Raw genomic sequence first — 19,895 nt, 5'->3', positions numbered from 1 at the left:
ATCACCTCCCGCACTCCGGAGCTGACCGCCCCGCGCCCGCGCGGCGGCATCGTCCAGGGGGTCAACGACTCACTGGTGATCGCCAAGCGGAACCTGATCCGGATGTCCCGCATCCCCGAGATGATCATCTTCGGGGTCATCCAGCCGGTCATGTTCGTCGTGCTGTTCAGCTACGTCTTCGGCGGCTCCATCAGCGTCGGCGGCAACACCTCGCCCGCCGCCTACCGCGAGTTCCTGATGGCGGGCATCTTCGCCCAGACCGTCACCTTCGCCACCGCCGGAGCCGGCGCGGGCATCGCGGACGACATGCACAAGGGCCTCATCGACCGCTTCCGCTCGCTGCCCATGGCGCGCGGTGCGGTCCTGACCGGGCGCACCCTGGCGGACCTGGTCCAGACGGCCCTGACCATCGTGGTCCTGGCGGTCGTCGCGCTGATCGTCGGCTGGCGCACCCACGAGAACCTGGGCAAGGTGCTGGCGGGCTTCGCCCTGCTGCTCCTGCTCGGGTACGCCTTCTCGTGGATCGGGGCGCTGATCGGGCTCTCGGTGCGCACGCCGGAGGCGGCGACCTCGGGCGGGCTGATCTGGCTCTTCCCGCTGACCTTCATCTCCAACGCGTTCGTCCCGTCCGACAACATGCCGGCCTTCCTGCGGCACATCGCGGAGTGGAACCCCTTCAGCGCGACCGTCCAGGCCGCCCGGGAGCTCTTCGGAAACCTGCCGCCCGGCTACGAGGCCCCGGCCGCCTGGCCCATGCAGCACCCGGTCCTGGCGTCCGTGATCTGGTCCGTGGTGATCATCGTGGTCTTCCGGACCCTGGCGGTCCGCAAGTACCGCTCGGCGACCGCGTAGCGCCGGTCCGCCCGTACGCCCGTACGTCCGTACGCGAGAGCCCCCGCCGGAGCGCGTCCGGCGGGGGCTCTGCTGTGCGCACGGCATCGGCCGCGGCGTGGTCTCAGCCGTTGAACGGCGTCACGGCCAGGATCTTGACCTGGGCCTTCTTGCCGTTCGGCAGCTCGTACTCGGCGTCCTCGCCGACCGACTTGCCCATCACGCCGGAGCCCAGCGGGGACTGCGGCGAGTAGGTCTCGAAGTCCGAGGAGGCGTACTCGCGGGAGGCCAGCAGGAACTCCAGCGTGTCGTCCTCGTCTCCGTCGAAGGCGATGGTCACGAGGGTGCCGGGCGCGACCACGCCGTCGGAGGCGGGCGCGGTGCCGACCTTGGCCTTCTCCAGGAGCTGCGTCAGCTGGCGGACGCGCAGCTCCATCTTGCCCTGCTCCTCCTTGGCCGCGTGGTAACCGCCGTTCTCCCGCAGGTCGCCCTCTTCGCGGGCGGCTGCGATCTTGACCGCGATCTCCGTGCGTGCGGGACCAGAGAGGTAGTCCAGCTCGGCCTTCAGCTGGTCGTACGCCGCCTGGGTCAGCCAGGTGACGCTCTCGCTCGTCTGGGTCACAGGTGCTCCTCGTCGGTACAGGGGGACTCGGGGGGACAACAATGTCGCCGGCAACGGGCGAAACCACGAGCCTAACAATTCGGGAAGAAAAGGGGGAGGACACCGAGCGTGTGAAGTGTGTCAGGCCCCGGGAGCGCGGCCCCCGGGCACTTCATGATCACCCGTACGGCGGCCCGCGGGACGGCCCCGGGCTCACGGTACGGCGGCCCCGGACCGGACCGGCTAGCGCGCGGAGCCCTCGGACTGCTGGCAGCCGACCAGCTCGATCATCACGGCGCGGCCGGTGGTCTTCAGCGAGACCAGCTCGTCGACCCGGTCCGTCTCCTGGGCGAAGGTGTAGTCCGCCCGGCCGACCTCGCCGTGCCCCTTGTCCTGCGAGCTGAGCGTGCACACGCCGGTGATCGAGGCCTCCTTGCGGACCTCCAGGTGCACCCGCACCTCGGAGTCCGAGACCACCTGGAACTTGATGATCTCGCCGCTGACGCTCTGGCCGCCGACGTAGCCCCAGCCGATCCAGCCGATCACACCCAGCAGCACGACCCCCAGCAGCGAGCCGACGATCTTGAGCCTGCGGTCGGTCCGCTCCTCCGCCGACCGGCCGTACCGGCCCTCGGGGAGTCCCTCGCGCACCGTGCTCATGATCGTTCCTCTCCGGAGGGCCCGGAACCTTCCGGTGCCGCGATTCGGTCGCCTCACCGGAGGATCCCATGCCCCTCAGGCGGGAGCGGAATCGGGGTTCCCGCGCGACGGCCGCGCAGGGCGCCCGGGATCCACCCCGGGGCCCTCGGCACCGAGGGAGCCCTCCAGGAGGTAGACGAGATCGGCGTTGAGTGACCGCCTCTCGCACTTCGCGTGAGCGGCCAGGCGGGCGTGCAGGTCTGCTGGGAGCCGGAGAGTGACGCGCACTTCGGAATTCATGCCTGCATGATGACATAAGAGTGTTATTTTGACACCATGGCGACACCAGATGGAGAGGAAGCCGGGTACGCCCGGTACACCTATCGGCTGCGCGTGTCGTCCACTGCATCGGTGGCGTTGCTGTCGGAGTGGGATCGGTGCCGCTGGGTCTGGAACCAGTGCGTCGAGCAGTCCAGGGCGGCACACAAGGCCGGGGACGCTTGCGGGCCGGGCGGGCTGGACAAGCGGCTGACGGGCTGGCGAGCCGAGCATGAATGGCTACGTGACGGCGGGTCCGTGCCCCAGCAGCAGACCATTCGTGACTTTGCGAAGTCACGCAGCAAGGCGCTGAAGGACATCAAGGAACGGCTGCCGGTCGGCCGACGGGCCGGGATGCCGCGGTTCAAGAAGAAGGTCGGGGCGAAACCGACGCTCAACTACACCCGTCGCGGTTTTCGTCTGAAGGGTGGCCGTCTGTACTTGGCCGGAGGCCTCACCCTGACCGTTGTGTGGTCGCGCGCTCTGCCCGCCGCGCCGTCCAGTGTCCGGGTCTACCGGGACAGTCTTGGCCATTGGTATGCCTCGTTCGTAGTTCCCGCCGAAGTCCAGGTGCTTCCCGAAGTCGGGCGGGCGATCGGTATCGACTGGGGTGTGAAGCAGACTGCGACCACCACCAGTGAGGCGCACGACCTGCCCCACCCCGAATACGGGAAGAGGGCATCTGGCCGGTTGGCCCGCTATCAGCGGATGATGGCCCGCCGGAAGCCGAAGCGGGGGCAGGCCGCCTCAAGGGGCTACCGCAGAGCGCGCGCGCAGGCCGCGAAGGTGTACAAGAAGGCCGCCCGACAGCGTCAGGACACGGCCCGCAAGTGGGCCAAACGGGTAACGACCGACTTCGACCGAATCGCGGTGGAGGACTTCCGTCCGAAGTTCCTCGCCAAGTCGACCATGGCCCGCAAGGCGGCCGACGCGGCGATCTCGGCCGCGAAGCGCGAGTTGATCAACATGGCGCGCAAGCACGGGCGGACGGTCCGGCTGGTGCGTCCCGCCTACACCACCATGGACTGCGGGCAGTGCGGAGCGAGAGCCAAGCACGCACTACCGTTGTCGGAGCGCACGTACACCTGCGACGCGTGCGGATGGTCCTCCCCCAGGGACCGGAATTCCGCGCGCGTGATGCTGGTCCGGGCTGGTCTCGACCCGGCTGGCGCCGAGCACGTAAGACCCGGGGGACCGCCGGTCCGTCGGGCAGTGTGAGCCAGGAATACCCCTCACAGGACTCTTGCTGAGGGGGAGGAGTCAATATAGAAGGCCCCGCCCGACCCGAACGAGGATCCTGTCTTGACCGAGCAGCTTCGACTGATGGCCGTCCACGCCCACCCCGACGACGAGTCGAGCAAGGGCGCGGCCACCATGGCCAAGTACGTGTCCGAGGGGGTGCCCGTACTGGTCGTCACCTGCACCGGCGGCGAGCGCGGCTCGATCCTGAACCCCAAGCTCCAGGGCGACACGTACATCGAGGAGCACATCCACGAGGTGCGCGCCAAGGAGATGGACGAGGCCCGCGAGATCCTCGGCGTCGAGCAGGAATGGCTCGGTTACGTGGACTCCGGCCTCCCCGAGGGCGACCCGCTGCCGCCGCTGCCCGAGGGCTGCTTCGCCCTCGCGGACGTCGACGAGGCCGCCGGCGAGCTGGTGAAGAAGATCCGCGCGTTCCGCCCGCAGGTCATCACCACCTACGACGAGAACGGCGGCTACCCGCACCCCGACCACATCATGACCCACCAGATCTCCATGGTGGCCTTCGAGGGCGCGGCCGACACCGAGAAGTACCCCGAGGACGAGTTCGGACCGGCGTACCAGCCGCTCAAGCTCTACTACAACCAGGGCTTCAACAAGCCGCGCACCGTCGCCCTGCACGAGGCGCTCCTCGCGCGCGGCATGGAATCCCCCTACGGGGAGTGGCTGGAGCGCTGGAAGGAGTTCGAGCGCAAGGAGCGGACCCTGACCACGCACGTCCCCTGCGCCGAGTTCTTCGAGATCCGCGACAAGGCCCTCATCGCGCACGCCACCCAGATCGACCCGGACGGCGGCTGGTTCCGCGTGCCCATGGACGTCCAGAAGGAGGTCTGGCCCACGGAGGAGTACGAGCTGGCGAAGTCGCTCGTCGATACGTCCCTCCCCGAGTCCGACCTCTTCGCGGGCATCCGGGAGAATGCGTAGCTATGAGCGCTACGCACGCAGCACTGACCCAGCTCCTTCCGCTGGCGGGTGACACCTTCGACAAGAACAAGGTGACCCCCGGCCTCCTCGGCTTCATCGTGTTCGCGGCCCTCGCCGTCGGCGTGTGGTTCCTGATGAAGTCGATGAACCGCCACATGGGCCGGGTCGCCTTCGAGGAGGCACCCGACCCGGCCGCCACCGACCCCGCCGCGACCGAGGCCCCGCGGGCCCCGTAGGCCCCCGCGACCCGCCGCTCCGGCCCCGTCCACGGGGGCGGAGCGGCGGGTTTCGCCTGCCCGAGCCGGCCGTCGAGGGGGCCGCCCGCGCCTACGCCGACGGGGCCGCCACCGGGACGCCCATGATCTCCCGCGAGTGCCGGTCCGGGACCATCGACAGCCGCCACCCCTGCCAGCCCTCCGCCGGGTCCACGCCGCGCGCCAGGATCACCCCGTACGGCTCCAGGCAGTCCTCCAGCTTCCCGTCCCGCGCCGGGTGCGCGTCGGCGAGCAGGGCTTCGAGCTCCGCGCGGGCCGCCGCCAGACCCTCGGGGCCCGGGACCGCGTAGGCCAGCATCGTGCAGCGCAGGAAGCGCGCCCAGTCCGCGCCCCGCAGGTCCCCGTACGAGGCGAACAGCCGCCCCGCCTCCTCGCACAGCCCCACCGCCTGGGCCAGCCGCCCGTTGCCCGCGTCCACCACCGCCAGCTCCAGGCACGTCCAGCCCTCGCCGTGGGCCAGCCCGATCCGCCGGAAGTCCGCCCGCGCGTCCACCAGCAGCTGCCGCGCGAAGCCGGAATTGCGCAGGTTGCCGGTCTGCGCCGCCCGCTGGTCCCGGGTCACCCGCCCCGAATGGTGGCGCGCGCACGCCAGCCCGTACACGTCCCGCATCCGCGAGAACATCGCCCGCGCGCGCTCCAGCTCCCGCACCGCCGGATCCCGCTCCCCGCTCTCCTCCAGCGCCTGCCCGAGGTAGTACAGCGTCCATGCCTCGCCGCGCGCGTCCTCCGCCTCCCGGTGCAGCGCGAGCGCCTCCCGCAACTGCTCCACCGCCGGCTCCGGATCCCCGTCCACCACCCGGGCCCGCCCCAGCTGCGTCAGCGCCCACGCCCTTCCGCGGCCGTCGTGCGTGCGCCCGTACAGCTCCAGCGCGAGCCGCAGCTCCGCCTCCGCGCGCGGCACGTCGTCCATCCGCAGACACACCTGCCCCAGCTGGAAGTGCGCCCACGCCTCGCCGTGCACGCTCTCGTTCTCCCGGTGCAGCGCCAGCGACCGCTCCAGCAGCGTCAGCGCCTCCGCCAGGTGCGCCCGGTCCCGCTCCACCGCCGCCAGCGCGTGCAGCGCCCACGCCCGGTCACCCGCCAGCTCCGGCGGCTCCTGGAGCGCGATCGCCTCCCGGATCCGCGCCGCCGCCTCCGGCAGGTTCCCCTGGTGGTGCAGCGTGATCCCCAGCGACACCAGCGCCATCGCCGCGCCCGCCTCCTGGTGCGCCTCCATGTACTGGTCCACCACCGACGTCAGCGTGGTGCGCGCCCGGTCCAGCTCACCCAGCTGGCGCGCCGCGATCCCTGTGCGCCACTGCACCGAACGCACCAGCAGCCCCTGGTCGACCGCCTGCGCCAGCTCGTTGATCTCCCCGAGCCGGTACAGGTCCCCGCGCAGCAGACAGAAATCGCACAGCGCCCCCAGCAGCTCCAGCACCGCCTGCTGGTCCACGCCCTCCGACTGCCGCAGCGCCGAGGTGATGAAGCTCGACTCCTCCTCCAGCCAGCTCAGCGCCGCGTCCAGCGAGGCGAAACCGTGCCCGTCGAAATGGTTCGCCCGCGTCGAGGTCTTCCCGTCGACCATCCGGATCACCGAGTCCGCCAGCTGCGCGTAGTTCCGTATCAGCCGCTCGTGCGCCGCCGTCGCCTCGGCCCGCTCCTCGTCCGCCGCCAGCCGCGCCGCCGCGAACGCGCGCACCGCGTCGTGCATCCGGTACCGCTCCCCGCGCACGTGGTCCAGCAGCCCCGCCTTCGCCAGCTCCCGCAGCAGCCGCGCAGCCTCCGCCCGGTCCGCCCCGATCAGCGCCCCCGCCGCGGCCGCCCCCAGCGAGGCCCGTCCCGCGAGCGCGAGCCGCCGCAGCAGCCGCCGCCGGTCCTCGGGCAGCCGTACGTACGCCAGCTCCAGCGCCCGCTCCAGCAGGCCCCCCTCACCGGCCCGTACGCCGCCCAGCGGAGCCAGTACCCGCAGCGCCAGCGGCAGCCCCGCGCCCAGCGCCAGCAGCCCCGCGGTCACCTCGTCCGCGTACGGGCCCGTGCCCGCCGCCTGCGCGCCCGCCCGCACCACCTCCGCGGACTCCGCCGCCCCCAGCCGCTCCACCGCCAGGTGGTGCACCCACGCCGGAGTGTCCGCGGGCAGCTCCAGCGCCGTCCGCGCCGTCACCAGCACCAGGCCGTCCGAACGCTCCGGCACCAGCGTGCGCACCTGCGCCGCGTCCACCGCGTCGTCCAGCACCACCGTCACCGGCATCCCCCGCAGATGCTGGTGGTACAGCTCCGCCAGCCTGCGCACCTGCTGGTCCGCCGACGCCCGCTCCCGGAACAGCAACTGCTCGCGCGGCGCGCCCAGCCGGTTCAGCAGGTGCAGCAGCGCCTCCCGCGTCGGCAGCGGCGCCTCGCCGCTCCCGCCGCTCCCGCTCAGCGCCACCACGCACGCGCCCCGGAACTGGTCCCGCAGCTCGTGCGCCGCCCGCACCGCCAGCGCGGTGCGCCCCACCCCCGGTTCGCCGTGCAGGACGACCACCACCGGGCGGGTCTGCGTGCTCGCCCGCGCCGCCTGCACCCACTGCGCGATCTGCCCGAGCTCCGCCCGCCGCCCCGCGAACGGCCCGGCGGGCTCCGGCAGTTGCCCGAACGACTGCTCCAGCATCCTGCGCTGCCGCGCCTGCGCACTGCGGTCCACCCCGCGCAACTGCGGGGCCCGCGCGGGGCGCTGGGGCTGGGCCGCCACCGTCACCTGCCGCTGCCGCTCCAGGAACGGCCGGATGCCGCGCACCTCCAGCGCCGACAGCCACTGCAACTTCAGCTGCTCCGGGCCCCCGGGCTGCCCCAGCGCACCGGCCCGGCGGCTCGCCGCGGGCAGATGGGTGCCCGTCACCTTGGCGACCGTCGCCAAGGCGCCCGCGAGCAGGGCCGCGGCCCCCGTGGCCGCCGCCGTCGCCGGAGCCGCGTCGAGCGCCAGGTCCGTCCCGAAGGCGGCCACCGCCGCCACCGCGCAGGCCAGCATCGCCGTGGACGCGCTCTGCCGCCGGAAGGCCTCGCGCAGCGAGTACTCCCCGGCCGCGGCCTCGTCCAGGGCCGCCACGTACGCCGCGTACTCCTCGGCGGCGCTGGCGGCCAGCGCGTCGAGCGCCTCCCGCCCCCGCGCGAGCAGCGCGGCCTTGTCCCCGGCCGCCCCCGACCGCAACAGCTCCTCGTCGACGGCCCGCACCAGCAGGCGCTCGGCCTCACCACGATGACTGACCCGCATGCGCATCCTCCTCGAAGAGCCCGCCGCGAAGCCCCAAGTGTCCTGCGCCCGCCCCGGGAGCGCGAGCGGATCTGAGCGAGTTCAGAGGTACCGGCCTTGTGGGGCACGCCAATTGACGCTCCGTCGCGCCGCTGGGTGACCGACAATCACCTCATGGGGCGACGCGGACGAGGCGGACGATTCGGAAGACGACTACGGACGCTGAGCGCGACGGCGGTCCTGGCGGGCCTGGCGCTGCCGGCCGGCTGCACCGCCGGACGCGTCGAAGGCCCGCCCGCCCGCGGCGCCTTCCGCGTCCACTACGAACCCGCCGCCGCGCCCGACCGTGCGGAGGCGGACCGGCTGCGGGCGGGGCGCGGCGCCGAGGAGGCGGCCGACCGCCTGAACGCGTTCCTCGTCCTGCCGTACGACGTGACCGTCGTGGCCAGGTCCTGCGCGGGCGAGGGCTCGGGCTACGACCCCGCGACCCACCGCATCGAGCTCTGCTACGACGACGCCGTCGACGACCGGGCCCTGTTCGAACGGGCCGGTGACCGCCCGGCCGACGAGGCGGTCGGCGCGGTGTGGACCGAGACCCTCTTCCACGAGGCGGGCCACGCGGTCGCCGACGCCCTGGACCTGCCGGCCGAGGACCGGGCGGAGGAGGACGCGGCGGACCGCTTCGCCGCACTGATGCTGCTGCGCCAGGGCCCACCGGGCGAACGCGCCCTGCGCCTGGCGGCCCGGGAGTACGAACTGGCCGCCGCCACCGGCTCCGGCCCGCACGCGGACGACCAGGACGAGCACGCCCCCGACGCGGCCCGCGCCGCCGCCCACCTGTGCCACCTGTACGGCGCGGCCCCCACCCGCCACCCGGACCTGGCCCCCCGTTTCCCGCACTGCCCCTCCACCTGGACCACCACCCGCACGTCCTGGCTGGCAGACCTGACCCCCCTGCTCCGCGACTGAGCACGGAGTCGATGCGCACCCTGCTGCCCGAGGTGTCGTAGGTCTGCCTGGCGACCCCTGGGGCTACCGCTCCGTACGACGTAGAAACTGCCAGCCCAGCACGGCCAAGGCGAGCGTCTGCCCGAGAGAAGCGAGCACGAGCAGGGGCCGAACGACGGGAGAGCACCAGAACGCGGTCGTGCAGACCATGGGCAGGACCAGGTACGTGAACAGGTCCACCGCAGTCTGAAGCCGCTTGCGCATGGTGCGGCCCGCAACGTTGCGGTGGTAGACCTCCCAGCCGAACACCGTGCCGCGTGCGGAGGTGAGTTCCCCCAGGCGGGGTCCTAGCCGGTCGCGGACGTAGCAGCCGATCGCTGAAATCTTCTCGTCATTGACCAGGTAGGTCCAGCCCAGGATCAGACAGATCACCGGGACACTGAGCAGCAGCCGGGACTGGCCGCTCTGGACTGTGATCGCCACGACCGCAGTAGCTGCGGCGAGCGTGAAGTAGAGCAAGTTGTCGCGGAACCCTATGCGGGTCTTCTGTTCCTCCTTGAGACGGTCATACTCGGCCAGCAGGATTGTGCTCTCGGTGACGGCATCCGTGGGTGTCACAGGCGCTCCTAGTCGAGTTCCGGATCAGCCGGCGACCTGGAAGGGCGCCAGGCCGTGGGTGCCGTGCCGTTCGATCCAGCTCTTCCCGTCCGCTGCTACCCCCTCGAGGAGGCGGAAAGTGTGGGCGGAGCCGGCCGCGCTGAGATTGATCTGGGAGATTTCCTCGGCATTCTCGGTCGGTGCCAGTTGGTGGGCGTCGGCGTCCATGACGCGGATCTTCCTGGCCGGTCCGTTGGTCAGGACGAGTTCCAGGTCGTAGCCGACATCGGCGTTCTCCGTCACCTGCACGGAGGTCAACGCGTCGAACCGGTAGTTGCTCCGCTGCTCGTTCCTACGCGTTGCGTCGGAGAAGTTGAACTCGGAGCTGATCTCGCGGATGCCGTCCTGGGTGAACAGGAACAGGCGGAAGACATAGTGCGAATACCGCCATGGGCCGCCTCGGACGCGGCCCCGTTTGTAGGAAGCAGCCGGGGCCACCAGGATGGTGTGAGTGATCAGGTCGCGCCAGGAGAGCCGGTGGTGCCGGAGTGCTTCATCGACGAACGAAGTCTTATCGCAAGTGAGCCAGGTCTCCATCTCCAGTTCGCTGGGGCGCGTAGCGTCCAAAAAGGACCGCCAGCGCTGATAGGCGATCTGGCGTGCAGCCAGTTGTTCCTGGTACTCCTGAGCCTCCCGGTCCAGCCGGAACTCTTCACGCCGCACCTCCAGCCATCGGGAGGCGGTCGCGTGTCCGGACCAAGCCGCACCGAGCACGGCCAGGAACGCCCACAGGGGCCGCGGTGGGGCGGCACCTGAGACCGCCGTGCTGAACGCGGCCAGAGCCGCCGCGCCGAGAACAGCGAGGGCCACCATGGTCAGGGCCTTCGTCCTGCGTGGAGTCTGGTCCTGGAGGTGCCGATCGAGCGGGATGCCGTTGTTGTGGCGATTTCGAGCGTCTTCCGCGAGGTGCCGGATCAGCCAGTCGACCCGCTCCACACCGATTCGGTTCTCCCGGTACAGGTCCGCGATCTCAGCGGAGAGGGAACTGCGGATCTGAACCGTGTGGGCGAGCCAGGTATCCGAGGTGAACTCATGGGGCCTGCGAACGCTGAAGTAGTGATCGAATGAATGGCGGACCCGCTTGGTGAACCCGTCCTCGGCGGTGGTGGGGTCGCGCGGGTGTGGGAGGCGGGTTCCGGCCGCGAGGCCCGGCCCGGGCACCCGTCCCCACCATCGGACGGCGAAGCGGGCCGCGGTCAGGCCCGCGCCGAGTGCCACCGGTAACTCGACGATCGCCCGGGCTGGATCCGCGATCAGTGCCAGGGCCCAGAGGAGCCCACTGCTGACGACGAACAGGGCCGCCCGGACAGGGAGCGCTGCCTTTGCGGCAGCGGCAGTGCTCGGGCGGGGTGGAACGGCCCTCGGCCCGATGGGAGGGGGAGCGAAGTAGGCCCAGACCCGCCTGCTTCGGTCATTGCTGAAGCGTTCTGCCCTGGCCTGTGCGAGGGTCTCCGCCCACAGGTCGTCCTTCAGCCCTCCGGTGAGCATGAGGTCGAGGTGGCGGAGGATCGCGTCGTGTTGGCGGCGGGGCAGGTCCTGCAGCTGCTTCAGCACGGGGCCGGTCTCGCTGCCGGTGGTGCTGAGTACCGCCAACAGGTCGAAAGTGACGCGCAGGGCTTCCTTCCACGCGTCCTCTGCGAAGGTCCGTATGAGCCTGGAGGTGTAGCGCAGCTGCTGGACCTCTTCGGTGCTGAGGTCGTGGTGAGTGCGTGCGCTGAGCATGGCGAGCACCCAATGGAAACGGACCTCCGTGCCGTCGTGGCCTCGGGCGATCGCATCAGTGATCATTTCTCGGGCTCGGCTGGGAACGCCGTCCTCCAAGAGCTGTAGGCCGACCCGGTACTTCTCCGACGGTGAGGCGTCCGGGTGGACGATGTAGATGTTGGAGTCGTGTACGGTCTCGGCCTGGATCCCGATGGTGGAGTTATAGGCGGCCGAGCTGTACGCGGCACCGTCATCGTGGCTCATGTCAGGTCACCGGCCGCAGCAACCATGGGGGCCAATGTGGCCACCAGCGCGGGGCAGTCCGCGACCAGTCCACGCAGCCTCTTGAGCGTCATGACCGTCCGCTTCGACGATTCGGGGTAGCGCTCTCCGGCCGACCGGAGGGCGGATTGCAAATCGGTCAAGGCTTCCCGGTAGCTGTCCTCGTCGAGGGCGCCCTCAGTACGGTGCCACTCCAGCTGAGCGCGGAAGCCACTGAGTTCTGCGATCAAGTCCGTCGGGCCGGATGCCTTCGGGGCCGTGTTCATATGGACGCTGCTGCCCGTGACTGAGCTGGCCATGATGCCGACGGTGCTGTTGTGGGCGGTGTTGCTGACGCGCCGGTCGAACCGGCCGACCGAACGGGCGTGGTCGTCCTGCGGCATTGCGGTCTCCTCCTGCTCGCCCACTAGTTCCACTGCTAGCCGGATGGCGAACGCCGCTGCGTTGGCCGCGGCCCGCGGTTGCCAGGTGCGGTCGTCCGAACTGTTCTTCGTGCCGTCCGCCCGGTCGCTGATCCCCCGGATGATGGCCACCGGCGCTCCGCTGAGGTGGCCTGCCTGGGCCACACCGGCCGCCTCCATCTCGATGGCGAGCGCGTCGTTGTAGTGCTGTCGGATCCACTTCGCCTCGGCCGAGATCCTTGAGTTCTGGACGATCTCACCGGCGGCGATCGCCCCGAAACGCACCTGCGGTCCATCCCCGGGAACGGGTGTGGGGTCCGCCCAGTCGTTCAAACGGGCCAGGTGCGAAGCGAGCTGGCTGATGCCGTGCGGCGCTTCCCACGCCCGGGGACGGGCTTTGAGCCCGTCGTCCTCGCTGGTCCCGCCGTGATAGGCGTACACGTGTGACGCCATTACCACGTCACCCAGCTTGGTGGCGTCCCACAAGGCGCCGGCGACTCCGACGAACAGCACGGCCACCGGCGAGAACTCCTGGATGGCGCGTTCGGCGATCACCGCAGCGGAATGGTTCCCCTTGTTCGTCAGGCCGAGCGCGATACGGCACGATGTGCCCCGTGCGGTGCCCACTTCGAACCGGGTACCGCGCTGATGGCGATGCACCTGCACCTCTGCCAGCCTCTGGCGCACGGACTGATATTCAAGATTCAGGGCGGTGAGAATCACCACCGGGCCTTTCGGCATCTACTCCTCTTCCCCTGTCGTGGTCTCTTCCGTCACAGACGGCGCAGGTCGGATCAGCGGTGGGAACAGCACGGTGTTCGGACCAGCCCGATACAGCCGTGCAGGCCGTCCTCCCGTGGTCCTGCGGTCAGTGCCGGCGGGGACGATGAACCCCTTCGCGGCCTGGACCTTCCGATAGAAATTGCGGGTGTCGAGTGCGGTGCCCCAGACGGCCTCGTACACCTGTTGCAGCTCTGCGATGGTGAAGCTCTCCCCGCAGAACGCAGTGGCCAGTGCCGAGAATTCAATCTTGGTGCGTGCGCGTTCGATCCCGTCCTCGGCGATTCGACGGTGGTCGAAGGCGAGGGGAGTTTCGCCGGACAGGACGGCTTCTGCGGCTACCCACGCGGCGTCGGTGGCATCCGTTCCCGCCACAGGGTTGGGCAGCCCCGGTGCGATCGCCAGGTGCGCTACGGAGACGACTCGGCCCCGCGGGTCGCGACCCGAGCGTCCGTACACGGCCAGCTGTTCAAGGTGCACCCAGCCGGAAGTCAGGGCGGTTTCCTCACTCAGTTCGCGGTGGGCGGCATCCAGAATCTCCTCGCCATCGTGGCTCAAGAATCCTCCGGGCAGCGCGAGCATCCCCTGAAAGGGATCTTCGCCTCGCTCCACCAAGAGAACGTGCAGACGGCTCTCCCGCAGCGTAAGGATCACCAGATCGACCGTCAGCAGGACAGAAGGTGGTGACCAGGCATCATCTTGCATGTACAGCAAGGTACTTCAGTTATTGTCACTCACACAAGAAGGGGGATGCTGGGATCGCAGTGCTGCTCGTCAGCAGGTGCTCGAACATGTGGCCTCGTACCTGCTCACAACACTCCGCTCCAGCTGGCGGCCGTGAATCAGTCCCTGACCGGGCGCGGCTGAACGAGGGCGTGCCGGCTGCCATGGCATGACATCCGCTGGGTGGGTGCACCCGGCTGGAGGGCGGAGACCAAATCGCTCGCCAACAACGACTATTCGAGCGCTATCGGTCGGATCTCGAAAGCGAGACCTCTCCGTCCTTATAGGACCCCGAGGTCGACCATGAAAGAAAAGGGTGCGGTGGCCTTCACCGTGCCGGTGAACATCTCGCCGTCCCTGTACGCCTTGGTGGCGGGGTCCAGGACGTAGGTGTAGACGATCGGGACGCCGGTGGCGGCCTGCTCGATGCGCCAGTAGAAGGGGATGCCGGCCTTGGCGTACTGGTCCACCTTCACGATCCGGTCGGTGGTCTCCGAACCGGGTGATACGACCTCGACGACCAGGAGGACGTGTTCGGGGCGGGTGGGTGTGAGGTCGATCGTCTCTGCCCGGTAGACGATGACGTCAGGGCGGCGGTTGGTGAGCGGAACGTCCTGCAGGCGGACGTCGAAGTCCGTGTCTGCGTTCCAGTCGGGGCCTGCGGTTGCGTCCAGAGCATTGGCCAGAATCCGAGCCAGCCGGTTGTGCTGCTTCGAGGCGGTCGGGCTCAGGACGACCATTCCGTCCACGATCTCGATGCCGGCGCACTGGTCCTCGGACCAGGAGTCGTACTGTTCCGCGCTGATCTGCGTGTGCATCCACGTGGGCACCGCGATGTCGGGGGGCATGGTGTCCCTTCTTCGAGGAGCCTCGGCAGGTCCAGCGCTGCCGTCCCCAGCCTATTGTTCCGAGCAGAAGGGGCTGCCCCGGATGTAGTGGGCCCACAGGTGTAATTCGGCCAAGCGGAGTGCCCACGTGAGGGTTTCGCCGCTCGTGGCAGGCGCTGTGAGAGGCTGGGGCGTATGAACCGGCTGGCTGGCATGACCTCCCCTTATCTGCTTCAGCACGCTGACAACCCGGTCGACTGGTGGCCCTGGGGGCCCGAGGCGTTCGAGGAAGCGAAGCGGCGCAATGTACCCGTTCTGCTTTCGGTCGGTTACTCCGCGTGCCACTGGTGCCATGTCATGGCGCACGAGTCCTTCGAGGACGATCCGACCGCCGCCTACATGAACGAGCACTTCGTCAACGTCAAGGTCGACCGCGAGGAGCGGCCCGACGTCGACGCCGTCTACATGGAGGCCGTCCAGGCGGCCACGGGTCAGGGGGGCTGGCCCATGACCGTCTTCCTCGACGCCGACGCGCAGCCCTTCTACTTCGGGACCTACTTCCCGCCCGAGCCCCGCCACGGGATGCCCTCCTTCACGCAGGTGCTGGAAGGCGTGCAGGCGGCCTGGACCGGGCGCCGCGACGAGGTGGGCGAGGTCGCGGAGCGGATCACGCGCGACCTGGCCGGGCGGCAGCTGGAGTACGGCAAGGCCGGGCTGCCGGGGGCCGACGTGCCGGCGCAGGCGCTGCTCGGGCTGACCCGGGAGTACGACGAGGCGCGCGGCGGGTTCGGCGGCGCACCCAAGTTCCCGCCGTCCATGGTCATCGAGTTCCTGCTGCGCCACCACGCGCGCACCGGGGCCGAGGGCGCGCTCCAGATGGCCGAGCGGACCTGCGGGGCGATGGCCCGGGGCGGGATCTACGACCAGCTCGGCGGCGGCTTCGCCCGTTACTCGGTGGACCGTGAGTGGGTGGTCCCGCACTTCGAGAAGATGCTCTACGACAACGCGCTGCTGTGCCGGGCGTACGCGCACCTGTGGCGGGCCACCGGCTCCGCGCTGGCCCGGCGGGTGGCCCTGGAGACCGCAGACTTCATGGTCCGGGAGCTGCGGACCCGCGAGGGCGGTTACGCCTCGGCGCTGGACGCGGACAGCGAGGACCCGGCGACGGGCAAGCACGTCGAGGGCGCGTACTACGCCTGGACGCCGGAGCAGTTGACGGCGGTGCTGGGGGAGGCGGACGGCACGTTCGCCGCGGCGCTGTTCGGGGTGACCGAGGAGGGCACCTTCGAGCACGGGACGTCCGTCCTCCAGCTCCCGGCGCGCCACCCCCACGGCGAGGACGACCGCGACGGCGCCGACGGCGAGGACGGCCGTGACGACGACGGCCGCGACGACGACGGTTACGGCGCCGACGCCGAGCGGGCCGCCGGCATCAGGGCGCGGCTGCTCGCCGCACGCGCCGAGCGGCCCGCGCCCGGGCGGGACGACAAGATCGTGGCCGCCTGGAACGGGCTGGCCATCGCCGCCCTCGCCGAGTGCGGGGCGTACTTCGAGCGGCCCGACCTGGTCGAGCGGGCCACCGAGGCCGCGGACCTGCTGGTCCGCGTGCACATGGACGGCCGCGCCCGCCTCGCCCGGACCAGCAAGGACGGCCGGGTCGGCGTCAACGCCGGGGTGCTGGAGGACTACGGCGACGTCGCGGAGGGGTTCCTGGCGCTGGCGTCGGTCACCGGGGAGGGGGTCTGGCTGGAGTTCGCCGGCTTCTTGCTGGACCTGGTCCTGGACCGGTTCACCGCGCAGGACGGCTCGCTGTACGACACCGCGCACGACGCGGAGCAGCTGATCCGGCGCCCGCAGGACCCGACCGACACCGCCGCGCCCTCGGGGTGGACCGCGGCCGCCGGGGCGCTCCTGTCGTACGCCGCGCACACCGGCTCGCAGGCGCACCGGACGGCGGCGGAGCGGGCGCTCGGCGTGGTGGGGGCGCTCGGGCCGCGCGCCCCGCGCTTCATCGGGCAGGGGCTGGCGGTGGTCGAGGCGCTGCTGGACGGGCCGCGCGAGGTGGCGGTGGCCGGGCCCCCGGAGGACCCGGCGACGGCCGCGCTGCACCGGACCGCGCTGCTGGCGACGGCTCCGGGCGCGGTGGTGGCGGCGGGGACGCCGGGCACGGCGGACGGCGGTGTGGGGGAGTTCCCGCTGCTGGCGGGCCGGGACCTGGTGGGCGGCCGGCCGACGGCGTACGTGTGCCGGCATTTCGTCTGCGCGCTGCCGGCGACGGACCCGGCGGAGCTGGTCGCGCAGTTGGCCGCGGACCGCTCCTGACCTGCGTCACGCCGACGGTCCGCCCCCGAGTCCTCAAGGCCGGTGGCGGGCCGTTCGCATGCGGCCGGGCGTGCTAAGCGACCCGGGCGGCCGCCATCGCGATGCCCACGAAGTGGGTGACGAAGGCGACCAGGGTCAGCGAGTGGAAGACCTCGTGGAAGCCGAAGTAGCGGACCGAGGGGTTGGGGCGCTTCATCCCGTAGATGACCCCGCCCGCGCTGTAGAGGAGTCCGCCGACGATCACCAGGACGAGGACGGCGATCCCGCCCGTCCGCATGAAGTCGGGGAGGAAGAAGACGGCGGCCCAGCCCATCGCGATGTAGCAGGGCGTGTAGAGCCAGCGCGGGGCGCCGACCCAGAAGACGCGGAAGGCGATGCCGGCCGCCGCGGCGATCCAGACCGCCCACAGGAGCGTCCGTCCGGAGGAGGCCGGGAGCAGAAGCACCGTCAGCGGGGTATAGGTCCCTGCGATGATCAGAAAGATGTTGGCGTGGTCGAGGCGGCGCAGGATGGCTTCGCCGCGCGGCCCCCAGGTGCCCCGGTGGTAGACCGCGCTGACTCCGAAGAGCAGGCAGGCCGTGAGGACGTACACCCCGACGGCCACGCGGGCCTTGGTCGAGTCGGTGAAGGCCATGAGCGCCACGCCCGCGACGACCACGGCGGGGAACATCCCGGTGTGCAGCCAGCCGCGCATCAGCGGCTTGATCTCGGCGTCGGCCTGCGGTGCGGTCATGGGTCCGGCCTGGGGCCCGATCATGGGTCCGGCCACGTCGGCGGCGTCAGAAGTCATGGTCCTCATGCTATCTACGGGTCCGTAGGTTTCGGTTAGCGGCCTTTGCCGAAGATTGACACGAGTGGTGATGCTCACGTGAGAGGCCCCCTGGACATATGCGCAGAGGCACCCGATGATCAGATGAGTGCGGTCGGCACCGGATGAGCGGAGCGCGAAGCGTCCGGGTCGCAGCCCCCACGGGGCAAACACCAAACAAACCCCTCAACAAGGAGCAATCGTGGCGCGCGACAACGCGGCTCCCACCACCCACCCGACGGTCCTCCCCACCGATCACGCCGAACTGATCGCCTGGGTCGACGAGATCGCGGCGATCACCGAGCCGGACCGGATCGTCTGGTGCGACGGATCCGAGGCCGAGTACGAGCGCCTGTGCGAGGAGCTCGTGGCCCGGGGCACGTTCAAGAAGCTCGACCCCGCCAAGCGCCCGAACTCGTACTACGCCGCCTCCGACCCCTCCGACGTCGCGCGCGTCGAGGACCGGACCTTCATCTGCTCCGAGAAGGCCGAGGACGCGGGCCCCACGAACCACTGGAAGGCTCCTTCGGAAATGAAGGAGGTCTTCGCGGGCGAGAAGGGGATCTTCCGCGGCGCCATGAAGGGCCGCACGATGTACGTCGTCCCCTTCTGCATGGGCCCGCTCGGCTCCGAACTGTCCGCGATCGGCGTCGAGATCACCGACTCCGCCTACGTCGCCGTCGCCATGCGCACCATGACCCGCATGGGAGCCCCCGTCCTCGCCGAACTCGGCACCGACGGCTTCTTCGTCAAGGCCGTCCACACCCTCGGTGCGCCGCTCGCCGAGGGCCAGGCCGACGTGCCGTGGCCGTGCAACACCACCAAGTACATCTCGCACTTCCCCGAGACGCGCGAGATCTGGTCCTTCGGCTCGGGCTACGGCGGCAACGCCCTGCTCGGCAAGAAGTGCTACGCCCTGCGCATCGCGTCCGTCATGGCCCGCGACGAGGGCTGGCTGGCCGAGCACATGCTGATCCTCAAGCTGACGCCGCCGCAGGGCGAGGCGAAGTACATCGCCGCCGCCTTCCCGTCCGCCTGCGGCAAGACCAACCTCGCCATGCTGGAGCCCACGATCCCCGGCTGGACCGTCGAGACGGTCGGCGACGACATCGCCTGGATGCGCTTCGGCGCCGACGGGCGGCTGTACGCGATCAACCCGGAGGCCGGGTTCTTCGGCGTCGCCCCCGGCACCGGTGAGCACACCAACGCCAACGCCATGAAGACGATGTACGCGAACACCGTCTTCACCAACGTCGCGCTCACCCCGGACGGCTCCGACGTCTGGTGGGAGGGCATGACCGAGGAGGCGCCGGCGCGCCTGATCGACTGGAAGGGCAACGACTGGACTCCGGAATCGGACACTCCGGCGGCCCACCCCAACGCCCGCTTCGCGGTTCCCGCCTCGCAGTGCCCGACGATCGCCCCGGAGTGGGAGGACCCCAAGGGCGTCCCGATCTCCGCGATCCTCTTCGGCGGCCGCCGTGCCTCGGCCGTGCCGCTGGTCACCGAGTCCTTCGACTGGAACCACGGCGTCTTCATCGGTTCGAACATCGCCTCCGAGAAGACCGCCGCCGCCGAGGGCAAGGTCGGCGAGCTGCGCCGCGACCCCTTCGCCATGCTGCCGTTCTGCGGTTACAACATGGGCGACTACATGGGCCACTGGGTCAACGTCGGCGCGACGGCGACGGCCCGCGGGGACGAGGCCAAGCTCCCGAAGATCTACTACGTGAACTGGTTCCGCAAGAACGACGCGGGCAAGTTCGTGTGGCCGGGCTTCGGCGAGAACAGCCGCGTCCTGAAGTGGATCGTCGAGCGCCTCGACGGCACCGCCGAGGGCGTGGAGACCCCCATCGGCATCCTGCCGACCGTGGCTTCCCTCGACACCGACGGCCTGGACCTCCCCGCCGAGGACCTCGACTTCCTGCTCACGGTCGACAAGGAGATCTGGCGCGACGAGGCCGCACTGGTCCCCGAGCACCTGAACACCTACGGCGACCACACCCCCAAGGAGCTGTGGGACCAGTACCACGCGCTGGTCGAGCGCCTCGGCTAGTCACCTCGGCTCAGCCCACCTCCCGCCGGCCCTCGCGGCCGGCCCCCCGGGCCACCACGCGGTGGCCCGCCCCGGCCACCACGCGGTGGCCGCCCCCTGAACCGCGGCCGGCTGTCCCCGGCCGAGGACCGACGCGGGATGTCCCGACCAGGACTCTCCGCGGCCTTCCCCGGAAGACCGTGTGCGTCTGCCGACGGCGGGCCTCTGCTCTGGCGGAGGCCCGCCGTCCGGCGTTTCCCGGCGGGCCTTGCACGATCTTCAGGGGCCCGGTTTCGCCGCGCGGTTGAGTGAACGTCGCCCGAGCGGGTGGTCGCCGTGGGGCCGCGGGTGAATC

The 19,895-nt window shown here is 70.6% G+C and carries 17 protein-coding genes; 7 read left to right on the top strand and 10 right to left on the bottom strand.

All coding sequences use genetic code 11. From position 1 onward, the window contains the following. Positions 1-852 (top strand): ABC transporter permease, encoded by an 852-nt coding sequence (locus tag AC0693_RS01805; protein WP_468463109.1) that lies wholly within the window; start codon positions 1-3, stop codon positions 850-852. A 103-nt stretch (positions 853-955) separates the two neighbouring features. On the opposite strand, the gene greA is transcribed toward AC0693_RS01805, so the two are convergent. From greA to AC0693_RS01790, 3 genes are all read right to left on the bottom strand, one after another. Continuing rightward, entirely contained in the window at positions 956-1,453 is a 498-nt protein-coding gene (gene greA / locus AC0693_RS01800; RefSeq protein ID WP_356404269.1) for a transcription elongation factor GreA, read from the bottom strand. Positions 1,454-1,675: 222 nt separating this feature from the next. After that, the gene (locus tag AC0693_RS01795; protein ID WP_478800738.1) at positions 1,676-2,092 is read right to left on the bottom strand and encodes a DUF4307 domain-containing protein; all 417 of its coding nucleotides are present in this window, start codon (positions 2,090-2,092) and stop codon (positions 1,676-1,678) included. A gap of 75 nt (positions 2,093-2,167) precedes the next feature. Then, on the bottom strand, positions 2,168-2,371 hold the full coding sequence (locus tag AC0693_RS01790; RefSeq protein ID WP_469317652.1) for a toxin-antitoxin system HicB family antitoxin: 204 nt from the start codon (positions 2,369-2,371) through the stop codon (positions 2,168-2,170). Positions 2,372-2,407: 36 nt separating this feature from the next. Between AC0693_RS01790 and AC0693_RS01785 the strand changes: the two genes are divergently transcribed. The 3 genes from AC0693_RS01785 to AC0693_RS01775 all read left to right on the top strand — a co-directional run bounded on the left by AC0693_RS01785 (position 2,408) and on the right by AC0693_RS01775 (position 4,809). Continuing rightward, complete coding sequence (locus AC0693_RS01785; RefSeq protein WP_469317653.1) at positions 2,408-3,607, top strand: RNA-guided endonuclease InsQ/TnpB family protein; 1,200 nt, start codon at positions 2,408-2,410, stop codon at positions 3,605-3,607. An 84-nt stretch (positions 3,608-3,691) separates the two neighbouring features. Beyond that, the gene (gene mca / locus AC0693_RS01780) at positions 3,692-4,573 is read left to right on the top strand and encodes a mycothiol conjugate amidase Mca (protein WP_469317654.1); all 882 of its coding nucleotides are present in this window, start codon (positions 3,692-3,694) and stop codon (positions 4,571-4,573) included. A 2-nt stretch (positions 4,574-4,575) separates the two neighbouring features. Further along, on the top strand, positions 4,576-4,809 hold the full coding sequence (locus AC0693_RS01775) for a hypothetical protein (RefSeq protein WP_478800737.1): 234 nt from the start codon (positions 4,576-4,578) through the stop codon (positions 4,807-4,809). Between the two features lie 91 nt (positions 4,810-4,900). Here the strand turns inward: AC0693_RS01775 and AC0693_RS01770 are convergent, their stop codons facing one another. Next, positions 4,901-8,077 (bottom strand): tetratricopeptide repeat protein, encoded by a 3,177-nt coding sequence (locus tag AC0693_RS01770; RefSeq protein WP_469317656.1) that lies wholly within the window; start codon positions 8,075-8,077, stop codon positions 4,901-4,903. 153 nt (positions 8,078-8,230) lie between these two features. On the opposite strand from AC0693_RS01770, the gene AC0693_RS01765 reads away from it, so the two are divergent. Next, the gene (locus AC0693_RS01765) at positions 8,231-9,025 is read left to right on the top strand and encodes a DUF4344 domain-containing metallopeptidase (protein ID WP_478800736.1); all 795 of its coding nucleotides are present in this window, start codon (positions 8,231-8,233) and stop codon (positions 9,023-9,025) included. Positions 9,026-9,088: 63 nt separating this feature from the next. On the opposite strand, the gene AC0693_RS01760 is transcribed toward AC0693_RS01765, so the two are convergent. The 5 genes from AC0693_RS01760 to AC0693_RS01740 all read right to left on the bottom strand — a co-directional run bounded on the left by AC0693_RS01760 (position 9,089) and on the right by AC0693_RS01740 (position 14,399). Next, positions 9,089-9,622, bottom strand: a complete 534-nt coding sequence (locus AC0693_RS01760; RefSeq protein ID WP_478800735.1) for a hypothetical protein — start codon at positions 9,620-9,622, stop codon at positions 9,089-9,091. 24 nt (positions 9,623-9,646) lie between these two features. After that, the gene (locus AC0693_RS01755) at positions 9,647-11,629 is read right to left on the bottom strand and encodes a hypothetical protein (protein ID WP_478800734.1); all 1,983 of its coding nucleotides are present in this window, start codon (positions 11,627-11,629) and stop codon (positions 9,647-9,649) included. Next, positions 11,626-12,789 (bottom strand): 5'-methylthioadenosine/S-adenosylhomocysteine nucleosidase family protein, encoded by a 1,164-nt coding sequence (locus AC0693_RS01750; protein WP_478800733.1) that lies wholly within the window; start codon positions 12,787-12,789, stop codon positions 11,626-11,628. Before AC0693_RS01750 ends, AC0693_RS01755 begins: the two co-directional genes overlap by 4 nt. Next, entirely contained in the window at positions 12,790-13,533 is a 744-nt protein-coding gene (locus AC0693_RS01745) for an NUDIX hydrolase (RefSeq protein WP_478800732.1), read from the bottom strand. Between the two features lie 299 nt (positions 13,534-13,832). Next, entirely contained in the window at positions 13,833-14,399 is a 567-nt protein-coding gene (locus AC0693_RS01740; RefSeq protein WP_478800731.1) for a Uma2 family endonuclease, read from the bottom strand. Between the two features lie 174 nt (positions 14,400-14,573). Between AC0693_RS01740 and AC0693_RS01735 the strand changes: the two genes are divergently transcribed. Beyond that, on the top strand, positions 14,574-16,700 hold the full coding sequence (locus AC0693_RS01735) for a thioredoxin domain-containing protein (protein ID WP_478800730.1): 2,127 nt from the start codon (positions 14,574-14,576) through the stop codon (positions 16,698-16,700). A gap of 73 nt (positions 16,701-16,773) precedes the next feature. On the opposite strand, the gene trhA is transcribed toward AC0693_RS01735, so the two are convergent. Continuing rightward, positions 16,774-17,457 (bottom strand): PAQR family membrane homeostasis protein TrhA, encoded by a 684-nt coding sequence (gene trhA / locus AC0693_RS01730; RefSeq protein WP_356404426.1) that lies wholly within the window; start codon positions 17,455-17,457, stop codon positions 16,774-16,776. A gap of 253 nt (positions 17,458-17,710) precedes the next feature. Between trhA and AC0693_RS01725 the strand changes: the two genes are divergently transcribed. Then, on the top strand, positions 17,711-19,561 hold the full coding sequence (locus AC0693_RS01725) for a phosphoenolpyruvate carboxykinase (GTP) (RefSeq protein ID WP_469317661.1): 1,851 nt from the start codon (positions 17,711-17,713) through the stop codon (positions 19,559-19,561). Positions 19,562-19,895: the final 334 nt, after the last annotated feature.

This window comes from Streptomyces sp. NPDC043876, assembly GCF_056435825.1.
Note: the sequence above shows the minus strand (reverse complement) of the source record. Positions and strands in the feature narration are given on the sequence as shown.

Excerpts from the sequence above, each read along its gene's own strand:
- AC0693_RS01795 (WP_478800738.1), bottom strand. The coding sequence starts at position 2,092 with ATGAGCACGGTGCGCGAGGGACTCCCCGAGGGCCGGTACGGCCGGTCG.
- AC0693_RS01790 (WP_469317652.1), bottom strand. The coding sequence starts at position 2,371 with ATGAATTCCGAAGTGCGCGTCACTCTCCGGCTCCCAGCAGACCTGCAC.
- AC0693_RS01785 (WP_469317653.1), top strand. The coding sequence starts at position 2,408 with ATGGCGACACCAGATGGAGAGGAAGCCGGGTACGCCCGGTACACCTAT.
- AC0693_RS01775 (WP_478800737.1), top strand. The coding sequence starts at position 4,576 with ATGAGCGCTACGCACGCAGCACTGACCCAGCTCCTTCCGCTGGCGGGT.
- AC0693_RS01770 (WP_469317656.1), bottom strand. The coding sequence starts at position 8,077 with ATGCGGGTCAGTCATCGTGGTGAGGCCGAGCGCCTGCTGGTGCGGGCC.
- AC0693_RS01765 (WP_478800736.1), top strand. The coding sequence starts at position 8,231 with ATGGGGCGACGCGGACGAGGCGGACGATTCGGAAGACGACTACGGACG.
- AC0693_RS01755 (WP_478800734.1), bottom strand. The coding sequence starts at position 11,629 with ATGAGCCACGATGACGGTGCCGCGTACAGCTCGGCCGCCTATAACTCC.
- AC0693_RS01750 (WP_478800733.1), bottom strand. The coding sequence starts at position 12,789 with ATGCCGAAAGGCCCGGTGGTGATTCTCACCGCCCTGAATCTTGAATAT.
- AC0693_RS01745 (WP_478800732.1), bottom strand. The coding sequence starts at position 13,533 with ATGCAAGATGATGCCTGGTCACCACCTTCTGTCCTGCTGACGGTCGAT.
- AC0693_RS01740 (WP_478800731.1), bottom strand. The coding sequence starts at position 14,399 with ATGCCCCCCGACATCGCGGTGCCCACGTGGATGCACACGCAGATCAGC.
- AC0693_RS01735 (WP_478800730.1), top strand. The coding sequence starts at position 14,574 with ATGAACCGGCTGGCTGGCATGACCTCCCCTTATCTGCTTCAGCACGCT.
- trhA (WP_356404426.1), bottom strand. The coding sequence starts at position 17,457 with ATGATCGGGCCCCAGGCCGGACCCATGACCGCACCGCAGGCCGACGCC.